We start from the raw sequence: 11,278 nt of genomic DNA on the forward strand, positions 1-11,278 counted from the left end.
CGTCGCGATTCCCAAAAGGCGTCACTCACAACGACACCTTCTCACAAGACCCAAGACATTGAACGAACGGGTCCAACGAGACAAGATCCCTTGAAAAGGATCCTCACCATCGCAGGAACCGGATCCGATACGGAGGCACGAAAGAGGACCTGGAACGAGCGGTATTTCGTCGAAAACCAACCGATCGATCCAGGTGCATGCTTCTCCCTCGTTCAGGGCCAGCGTCGGAATCGACAAGTGGACGAAATCTCGTTTCAGCGGTTCCCGTCCGGCGGCCGCGACCCGCAAGTGACCTAGAGCGGCCCGCTCCGAGAAAACCATCCAATCGTCCGGTAAATCGTGCTCGAGATTGGATCCATCCATCTGCAAAAGCTGATGATCGTAGCTCAGGGTGAAGGCGAACGATCGTATCCCCGTGCCGGGGAGCTCCAGACCCATGGAATAGTCGAATCGTTCTCCGAGCTCCGGGTCTAAATCGGGAGCGGTCGCGGTCCCTTCCGTGAAGCCATCCTTCTCCAGGGTGACACAGGCGAATTCGTCATCCAACCCTGACGCCACCCGCATGATCATGGATGCGTCCAAGGCGCTGATCGAACCGTCACAGGTCACGTCGGCCAGGCAGGCGGGAAGAGGTTCGAATACGGAGGGAATTCCCGCGTCGTGTTTCAAGACTTGCGCGGCATCGTATGAGAGGATTTCGCCGTTGCCGCTCACATCGCCGGGCAGGCACCCCCGATCGACGAGATCCAACACCAGGCGAAAAGCCTGTGAACGTTTGTCCCCGAGCAAGGTGTGGGGCCCCAATCGGGTGTGATGGGCGAAGGTCCCGAATGCAGCCAACCGGTCGGTTTGCGAATCGTAAGTCACACGTCGGAGCGAGTCCCGACCCCACCCGCCAAGGCGACGAACCCAAAGCGGTTCCCCACCAATATCGAATTCGACCAGAAACCGATCGTGATCCCATAAGGACATCAAACCCATACCACCCATGTGAACAGGACCATAGAAACCGCCACCGAGAACCATCCCTCGGCGGGTCTTGGTCATGACTTCGGCGAAAACCCGGCCATAATGGTCTTGGCCGTGGAAAACGCGAGCCCAGTGGAAATCGCCATCCTGGTGAAACCGCAGGAGAAAACCATTGATCCCTTCGCTTTCGCCGGCAATTTGGTGGTCTGCTACGACCAATCGATCCTGAAACCTCCCTGCAAGCCACACACTGCCTGCGTCGTCCAACGCCATGGTGTCCAGGGCGTCGGGGAACTCGCTACCTAATGTCCGGAGCGATTGAAGGGCACCATCGGCAGTGAGATAGGCCATAAAAATGTCTACATGGCCTCGAGAGTGGAGTTGTCGATCGCCCAGTTGAGCGCCTGAATGGAATTGCCCTCCCCAGATGAGGTCTCCCGCCTCGGTCAGCACCAAAGCCTCGCTCTGTTCGTGTTCCCCACCGACCATGGATTGCACCCAGTCCAGGGCACTCTCGGAGTCGAAACGAGCGAGAAGGGCTTCCGTATGTCCCACATGTGGGAGTGTCACGTCGCCGATCACAGCCCCCGCCCGATAATGAGTTGCCAGATAACAGGAGCCGTCTGCGGCGAATCGCCAAATTCCGGAACCCAAGCCATGGCCTAGAATCCGGGCCTCTTCCAAATTGCCGTCCACATCCAGTAGTAACTTCAGCACCGCCGTTTCGGCCGAGGAGATTTCTTCCCCCGATGGTAGTCGAAGTGTCCCGGAAAAGGTCCCGACCACCTGCAGTTTCCCCTGGTCCTCCCGCAAATGGAAGTCTTCGAACCCACTCGATTCGGTCACGGGAAAGGTCTGGAACCATTCCAAAGACATATCGGCCCCGTATTTGGCGACAAAGCCCTGGGCTTCGCCCAAAGGCCTAACGGTACGGTTCCCGAAAACAGCAGATCCACGCAGGGTACCGACCTGGTAGTGGCGGCCTTCTCGATCCACTTCCTGTTTTGCGACAAACAAATCACTCCCCGCGGGCGAAATCGGCGTGGCCTCGATCACTCGGGCCAACACACCACCACGCGGTCGACCTACGACGACCGGATCGTCGCTGTACACGATTCGATCACCGCCATGGTCGTCTCGAATGTGGGCGTAGAGGTAATAGATGCCAGGCTCGACGCCTTCCGTCGACCATAGATGACTGTTGGCCAGACCGGCATCGCGTTCGTTCAGATTGGCCAAGATGAGGTGTCCATCTGCGCCGTCCGCATCGACATCGAAATACAGGGAGATTCGCCCACCGGTTCCCAACTGGTCGCGATCCTGCCAACGGATGAGGAACTCGTTGAAAGCCACATCTTCAAACCCGTCGGGTTCGACGAACGCAAATCGCGCCGAATCCGCTACGGGCTCCACACTCAGTGGGGCCATTTGCGCCAAGAATGAGTCGACACTTCCTTGCGCCTGAATCTCGGCCGGCCCGATCGCGATGCGATCGGCATGGGAGCCGGCGATCAAGGGAAACCCGGCGGTGCCAAGCGACATCGCTGTGATGGAAGAGGTACCGAACCCACTCGCCCCATCGACCCATGTGAAGTGACCCTCTTCATCGACTCGAGCGAGAACGCCGGCTTGCGGACCTCGAGCACGCAACTGCCAGGTGCCGAAGTCGGCAACCGCGGCAACGCTGTCGCGGGCGGTCGTGCCACCAAGAAACACGCCGCCCTGGCCGTCGGGGACCAAACAGGAGAACTCGTCGAATCGCAGGCCTCCGGCTCGTCGCGCCCACGCCAGGGAACCCTCTCGACCGCGCACCACGAAGCCGTCTCGATCCCCTACCGACTGCAACACGTCATCGCCGAAAGTGACATCATCCGAAAATCGACCCGCGAACCAGAATACCCCGTCGGGCGCCATCGCGAAATCCAGAAGTTCCGCATAGGCTCCCCCACCATATCCCAGCCAGTCGACGACGCGCCCTTGATCGTTCAACTCGGCGCGGAAGATTCGCCAGGGTTCAGGCTGGTCGAACTCGTGATCGTCCCAGGCCAGGGAACCCTGATAATTGGCCGCGACATGAATACGGTCATCGGAATCCAAGGCCAGGTGAATATTGTTGGCGCTACCCGTGCCCTCGGGCGCGGAAGCCCAGAGAACCCGACCCTCGTGGTCGAATTTGGCGACGAACACCGAGAAGGTCGAACCCGCACCGGGAAGATCGTGACCGCCAATCGAAAGGTCCTGGGTGTAACGTCCCACCACGTGCGCGCGGCCCTGGGCATCCAGGGCCAACTCGGTTCCGTATGCAGTGGGACCGCCCTCGGTCACATGAACCCAGACGGGCTCGCCCTCTTCGGTCAGACTGGCGACGAGCACGCGATGCCCGCCGGAACCCGGTGGATTCGAGTCCAGCCATGGCACCGTGCCCAAGAGGAATCCGGTCGCGAAAATGCGACCGTCCTCATCGAGGACAATATCGTAGAAATGCACCGCCCTGGATGACCCGTATTCGCGAGCCCATAGGAGCCGGCCCCGTTGGTCATAGCGAGCGAGAAAGGCACTCGTCCCTTCACCGGATGCGTGCAACAACCTATCGCCCAACCGCACCCGGGTGTGAAAGTAACCGGAAACCAGGGTATGCCCCTGGCTGTTGGTGCTGATCGCGTGGACCCTCAGCGGGTCGAGGCTTTCGCCGGTGCGGATGTAATCCAGTCTCACCGGCGCGTGTCGATGCGCGATTTCCAAGGGGTAGGCGGCTCGACGAATGACCTGGTTCCCGTGATCGTCCGCCACGACAGCGAAGAGGTGGTAGGTGCCGGGCGGAACCTCTCTCGTGTCCCAGTCGAAATGATTGATCTCGCGCTCCAGGGGCATCCCCCGAAAAATCGCCGTGCCGGATTCACTGGTCGGGTCGTTCGCATAGAACGCGGATACATGAACATTGGGGGTATTGTCGTCCGTCCAACGAAGGGTCGTGAACCAATCGACGGATTCGGCCTGGCCACCGGATTGAACAAACGCGAAGACAGGATCAAAGCCATTGGCGTCGATCGAAATGCGAAAGGTCGTCTCGGTTTGAAGGGCGGGCTCGCCATCGTCGGTCGCCACGACGGTCACGATCATCGTGCCGGCCTGGTTCGACGCCCCTTGCAGGAGGCCGTCGGCAAGAAGTACCAGGCCTTCCGGTAGGGGCTCGGCCGAAACGTGAAGCGCATCCCCGTCCGGATCCTCGAAATATGCCTGAAGATCCAAAGAGAGGGATTCATTGACCCTCGATGACACGTCCGGAATGGGTTGCCGCAAGGTCGGAGGCCGATTGCCTCGAGCCACGTGCAGATCGAAGCGATGTGAAACCGACCGAGGGGTGGCTCGATCGTCGGCCACCTCGAAGGCGACGGGAAAGAGACCTTCGATCGCAGGTGTCCCCTGAAGCAGGCCCGCTGAAGATAGGTCGAACCCCGCAGGCATTTCCGTGACAGAAAACACCAGCGCATCGCCATCGGGATCTTCGAAAAACGGGGCGAGATCCAGAGAAAAGACCCGACCCACACGAGCTTGACGGTCACCCACTTCGGCGACCAACACCGGTGTGCGGTTGGGAACACTCGAGGGGTCGCTCGGGTCGGTACCGGCTTCGTATTCCGCTACATTCGAATGGGTATCGCCGTCGAGATCGTGCTGGGCATCGCGAGAATCATCCGGGTCGAGCTGGTGATCGAGTTCGAACCCGTCCGGCATGCCGTCTTCGTCGCTGTCGTGATGACGGGGATCCGTTCCGGCCGCGAACTCGCCCAAATTGTCGAGACCATCACCATCGGGATCACCATGGGCGTCGGTCGGATCCTGCGGGTCGAAGCCGTGAAGGGTCTCGAAATCGTTGGGGAGCCCGTCCCGATCCATATCCAGATCGATGATGGTGACGTTCAAATCGACTCGGGCCTCGTTTCCCGAGAGATCGGTGCCGGTCAGTTCCATGTTCGCCAATCCGGGTTCCGAGGGGAGCACGAATTCAGCTTGCCAAACAAGGCGGTCCGAATCGTCGTTGGGCACGCCATCTCCATGCAACACCGTGCCGGCCGCTGTTTGAAGGGTAATCCGAGGCACATCGGCCAGGGGTTCGTCGGCGGTGACGGTCACGATGAATGGCCGGCGAGCCACGGCCTCGAGAAACCGGGCAGTCAAAAAGGGCGGCCGGCCATCCAACACGAGTGTGCGCCAAACCTGGCGATTGTGGACATCCAACGTCAGCGTGAGGCTGGGGCCGACGAGATCCTGCCACTCGGCATGAAGGGAGTATGTCGCCGCGGTCAGGCCCTCGGCCAAGGAGAAACGACCCTGTTCATCCGTCCATCCAAGAACTACGGCATCGGGCCCGTTCATCACGACGCGGGCATTGACCAGCGGCCGTCCATCCGGCCCAGACACATAACCCGAGACGACGAAAGCCGGCGCGACAATCAGCGTCGCCTCGGCGGATTCGACATAGCCGGCGATGTTGCGCGCGACGGCCCGCAGACGATAACTGCCGGGAGTGAAGGGCGCAAGCCACGTGGCCGTCCATCGATGATCCGTGTCGACCGGCACGTCGGCGACCACCAGCTCCCAGTTTCCGGCATCGTCGGCGATGAACAGACGCACTTCACGAATCCCCACCCGGCTCGGTTCTTCACCGGAGGTCCTCGAATCGCTCGCCAACCCGTGGATGGTGAATGGTTCACCGCTGGTGGCCAGTAACGTCGTATCGAGGAACGACACGCTGGGAGGAATTCCACCCTGAGCGGATCGGTCCAAAGTGAGAACCTGCCTTTTCATAATGGTGGAGCCCAGACCGTCGCCTGCCGAAAGTCGTATTTCGAAGGCCACGGGGCCGGTGTGGGGTGACCATCGATCGGGCGCAATCCAGCGTACGCGACTGAAGGGAATCGCGGCCCCGGGCGGTGTTTCGTCTACGAAGCGGCCGCCTTGTGCCTGCCAGTGGAAGAAAGGGTAGGCAAGTCGCACATTTCCCAGCGAATCGATCACGCTCCCTTCGACGAAATCGGTCATCTCAGCCTCTAACACCGCGGTAAACAGGCCAGCATACGGACTCCCCTCGCCTTCGATGCTCAGGGGCCGAATCACGGAAAGCGACACTGTTGGCGGCTCGATACCCGCAACAAAGGGCTGGTCGAACCACTGACCCAAGGTGGAGCTGTCTTGCGACCAGGCGAAATCGGCCGCGGTGATGACATGCGGATGGAACGCATCGATATCACCGTTCAAGTTGGCATCGGCAGCCATGATCCGATGCAGCATCAGGAAGCACTCCTCGCGCAGGATGGGCCTGTCGGGCGAGAAAGAGCCGCCGTCCTGTTCACCGCTGACCACGCCAAGGGCTTTGGCTCTGTAAACGTAGCCCGCCAGAGGAGCCTCGGCCGGAAGATCGTCGAACAACATATGGGGTTCGACGGCGGCTGGATCCATGACTCGTCGATTCCACGCCTCCATCAAAGCCTTGACCGCCGACCTCCGGGCGAGATGGCGTTCGGGCATGAAGAGCGACACCGGCCGGCCGTCGTCCTCTCGGTTGAATACGGAGATGGCGAGATCGTCGTCCATATAGGTAAGGTGGGCCAAAAAGGCCACCGCGTCGAAAAACCAAGTGTCCGGATCGCGGATATCTCCGAAAGGCACGGTTGGCTGGGCTCGGTCGGACCATTGGCGAAAGCTGCGCGCTGCATGACCCAGCCCGCCACCGAGGGCCCGAAAGATCATGGCCGCAAATTCTGCGCGAGTCGCCGGGCGCGTTCCCGCCAGATCCAAATCTTCGGGAAGCTGGAGCACTCCGGCCTGAACCAGGAAGTGGGCTGCGGCCTGTGCGTGCTCGCTGACGTTGACATATGCCGGCGAATCCCCCGTCAAGGAAAAACTGCCGCCCCCGGTCCAAGCGGTAGTGTGTTTGCGCCCCCCCTCGGGCGTGTCGGCATCGCTGGCCTGGAATTCGAAATCATAGCGACCCGGCGCGCCATCCACCACCACGTTTCGCGAAAAAGCCTCGTCCTCCCAGAAAAGTACCGCCTCACGCCAGCCCCCACCCTGGCGCCGGTAGCGCACTTTGACGTCGACCACGTAATCGTCGGGATCATGCCAACGGCTGACGAAGTGGAATTCATCGCCCGGAGAACCCGTCTGGGGTTCGACACTCCCGGAAAGGTACCTGGGCGGGGGGTCGTCGGTGTGAATGTCGACTTCGGCGGAATACGACGACCAACCGGTCGTGCCGTCACAATCCGAGGTCTCGTTTCCGGCTGCGAGCCGGTACGCATAGGTAGTGTTTTGCTGCAGGCCGGTGTGTGTATAGGAACGTGCACTACCACAGTACAAATCGCGCCAGGTTTCCCCGACCGCTCTCCCCTGCAGGCGATACCTGACGGCATCGGTCACCCTATTCCAATCGACGCGTACGGTCGTCATGTCGATCGGTTGGGGGTTCGGCGGCGAAGGTCTGGATGGCACGGGCAATGGCTCCGTGCGTGCGGGCTGCAAACGTCCCGGCGCGCTCCACCCCGGCTCTCCATGACAGTAAGCCTGGGACAGTCCGGCGCGAACCCGGTAGCGATAGAGCGTATCCGGTTCCAAGTTTCGATCGGTGTAGGTACGCGATGTTTCGCAGGAAATAGTGTGCCATGCCCCGCTGGTTCCCTCTTGGCGCTCCAAGCGGTAGCGGGACGCGCCGGAGACGGGGCTCCAGGAAACGCGTATGGTGTGGGGGCCCAGAACCGAAACGGAAGGTCGGCTCGAGGGCGCGCCGGGCGGCACAGCGTAGTCGACTTTGAGGTCGACGAAATCCACATATCCGCTTTGACCGTTGCTGACGCGATCGTATACGTACAACCGCCAGGTTCCCTCCGGGTGTCGACCCTGAAAGTCGTCGGTTTCGCGCCAATTCAGCCAAATGTCGTCATCGTCGGAGGCGTCGTCATCGTGCCCCGAATCGGTGGCACCGCCGGTCCCTCGCGGCCAAAGACTGGCGATGTAGGCGTCCGGACTGCGAAGCCGCATCTCCATGTCGGAAACGACCACGTCGGTGATTTTCAGCTTGTACCGCACCTGGGTGACCATGGCGTTGTCGGGTACGTCACCCGTCGTGAGCGAGACCACTGCAGTTCGGCCATCGTCGACATCGGTATTGTGGCTGGTTCGCGCGCGGACCAGGCTGGTGTCGAGCCGCAATTCACAGGATTCGAGCCGGCCGGGGTTCCCGTTGCGCAGGTCGCGGAGCCACCACTTCCAAGCTCCGTTTACCGGCTCTCCATCCATCACCACCAAGTCATACCGACCTTGAAGGTAGATGTCGTTGTCATCGGCGCTGTCGTCATCCTCACCCTGATCGGTGGTGCCACCCGTGCCGTAGCGCCACACGATCAGTCGTTTTCCGGTCGGGCTTTCCAAGATGATTTCCATGTCTTCGACATCGACGGAAGCCACCTTGAGGGCGTAGTCGAGAGAGGTCACCACCGCATCTTGGGAGGCGCCTCCGAATTCCAGCGTGTAGCGAACGCCATCGGACGCTCCGTCGGGGATGGCGATGGAAAGGTCGGAGCGCGAGACGACCAGGGTTTCGGCCTGCAAAGGAACTACCCACAGAACCGCGACCACCGAGAACAGGACGCAAACCTGGGAGTGGGACAGAGGACTCGGAAATCGAAAGTAAAACATGGATACACCATCCTCACTCAAAAAATGCTTTCACGATCAACTTGGCCATTTCGGCGCGGGTTAAGGGCTGATCGGCGCCAAAAACAGGGCCTTCGCTGCTCGGATATCCGTGAACCCAGCCCTCTCCAGCAGCCGCACGAATCCAGGGATAATGGGGATGATCACCTTCCAGATCCGTGAACGAAGGCTCTTGGTGGGGCCCCGTCGGTGGAGGTCCGTCCACTTCCAGCCTGGCTCCGTTGGCGAGCATGTGGACGACCTCGCCGCGAGTGATCGGGCGATGTGCCTCGAAGTTCTGACCGGTCGGAAAGAAAGACACCCGGCGGATGTCGATGCCGGTGCCGGCATCCGCACCGACATTCGGGTTGTGAAAGGCAATCCCGAGTTCCACAGGGAGCGCATACCAGGAAGTGGCATCGAGGTCGGGATAAGGCAGGGATCCAGTGGTCACTCCGCTCAATCCCATGGCGCGGATCGTCATGACCAGTGCTTCGAGTCGCGTGACTTGCCCACCGGGGCGAAAGGTACCGTCGGGATAGCCGTTGATCACCCCTTTCTTGTGAGCGATCGCCAGGTGGCGAATCAGTGCTTCGTCGTTCGAGGGAACGTCCGAAAAAGGTAAGACATCGGTGTGCCGCAGCATACCCTTCAGGATCTTGGTATCGATGAGGTGAGCGATCGCCAAGAACACCGGCTCGTATCGAATCTTGTTGATGGTCTTCATGAATTCAACGGGAGGAGCCATAAGATAGTCAGGCACATAACAACACCGCTTGAAATCGTCGTCCTCTCTTGCCCCTTCATTTAAAGTGGGTGACCAGGTGCCCTCGATGGCTGCCTCGATGTATGCCTTGCGATCTTCTTCCAGGTAAATCCCGCTGAGCCCCTCTCCTTCCAAATCCTCGGGATTCGTACGATAGGAACCCTTCAGCATGCGATCGTGATGGTAATCCATGAACAGGACGTGGGTGTGGAAGCCATCACCTTGGTACCCGGTTCGACCCTGCATGTCGGCCACGGTCAGATGATCGGTCGGTTCGGGGTGGAAATACGCGATGTACGAAGTTCCCTGAACCATGCCCTCTCGTTGCCAGGGGGAATACATTGTCACGGATTTCGTTCCCTCGGGCGGAGCCGAAGGAACGATCATCGAGTCGTAGGAATAGCGAAGGTTGAACAATTGGCTGGTGACGGGTGAAGGCCCGTCATTCAAATAACCATAGCCCATACGGACGGGGCCCAATTCCTGAACCCCATCCTCGGCAATTCCGAATGCCAAATTATTCCAAACATCAGAAATATTGTTATTTTTCGTTCCATCACCTTGATTTCCCGGGCGGCCGCCGTTGGCATTGATTCCCCCAAAGAAATACAATTTACGCTTATAAGATTCACTCATCTTATATTGATAAAGCATGTTCACACGAGTAAGCCATGGATTCAAGAGGACAGGCAGTGCATAGGTTTGAGTTCTATTGGGACCAAGCACATTGTAATAATATCTCAATACGATATTCCAAGGTTCGCCTGTGTCGCCGAAGACATCGACTACCGGCAACACTACATCCTCTCGTCTCAATACCCTTTCAAGTTCCTTTCGATAGTAATGATCGAAACAATCCGTTTCCGGTATCCTCACTTCTGTTACAGTGCGATCTTGTATCTCGTCGAATAAATGATCCAAGTTTCTTGCTTCCGAAGCATGAACAATACCCGGAAATGTCCAGGCAATGATTCTGAGTACATCACGTGGGTATTCTTCTCCAAAGGTTTCCATCAAATGGCGAGAGCCCAGAATCCCGTCGTAGTTGTCCCATTGCAGATCGTTGGCGCCAAAGGTATAGAGATCTTTGAACACCGTGTTTCCCCCAACCCAATTCGGCACGGCTGCCGGGCTGCCGTGGTGCACTCCACTGAGCAGCAGGATCTTGTCGGCGTACTGAGTCGGCAGGTCGTGTTCTTCGAAGGCGGAACGCAAGACGATGGTGCCCATGCTGTGGCCGATGAAGATGGCCTTGTCATCGAACGACGGCTCGTCCACTCGTTTGAAGAAGCGGCGCAATTCGTTGTCGGTCGATCCGGGCCAATCGAGAAAATGCTTGAGAATGCTCGCGTTGTAGGTGACATGTTTGTACGTCGGGTAGCGGTATAGAAACACTTTGAAATGAATGCGGTAGGGATCCAATTTGTCGAAAAATTTAAGTAGGTTGGCCCAATAGGAAGCTGCCGAATCCACATCGTGGATTTGGGCCATGGGATTCGCCGAACCGGGCTTGCCTTGCCAGCCATGCACCAACACGATGGGTATTCGGGCTCCGAGTGGCAGACCCGTACCGGTTGGTTTGAACGGGTCTTCGGCGTCGCCCTTGTCAAACCAGTAGTCTTCCGGGGAATAGAGGTAATGGGTCCTCAGGTGATCGGCATATCCGGTCTCATCGGGCCAATTGTTGACCAGCGAATCGGTGCTCGATCGCGTGTGTTCGAGCGTCGTGTAAAGATATCCGGACCCCTCGCTTCCGCCCTCGTTCGTGACGGATGCATTTGGAAAATCTAATCGATCGCCGCAAGGTGCCATCGCCCAAAACAGTAAGATCCATACCTGGTTCATCAGATA

At 59.0% G+C, this 11,278-nt stretch carries 2 protein-coding genes; both read right to left on the reverse strand.

Annotated elements, in window-relative coordinates; genetic code table 11:
* Nucleotides 1-21 precede the first annotated feature (21 nt).
* A complete protein-coding gene (locus J3U87_RS08540) occupies nucleotides 22-8,664 on the reverse strand; it encodes a putative Ig domain-containing protein (RefSeq protein WP_237382621.1) in 8,643 nt (2,880 codons plus the stop codon).
* Between the two features lie 13 nt (nucleotides 8,665-8,677).
* Nucleotides 8,678-11,272, reverse strand: a complete 2,595-nt coding sequence (locus J3U87_RS08545) for an S-layer homology domain-containing protein (protein ID WP_237382622.1) — start codon at nucleotides 11,270-11,272, stop codon at nucleotides 8,678-8,680.
* Nucleotides 11,273-11,278 lie beyond the last annotated feature (6 nt).

It is taken from the genome of Sulfidibacter corallicola (genome assembly GCF_017498545.1).
Lineage (GTDB): Bacteria > Acidobacteriota > Holophagae > Acanthopleuribacterales > Acanthopleuribacteraceae > Sulfidibacter > Sulfidibacter corallicola.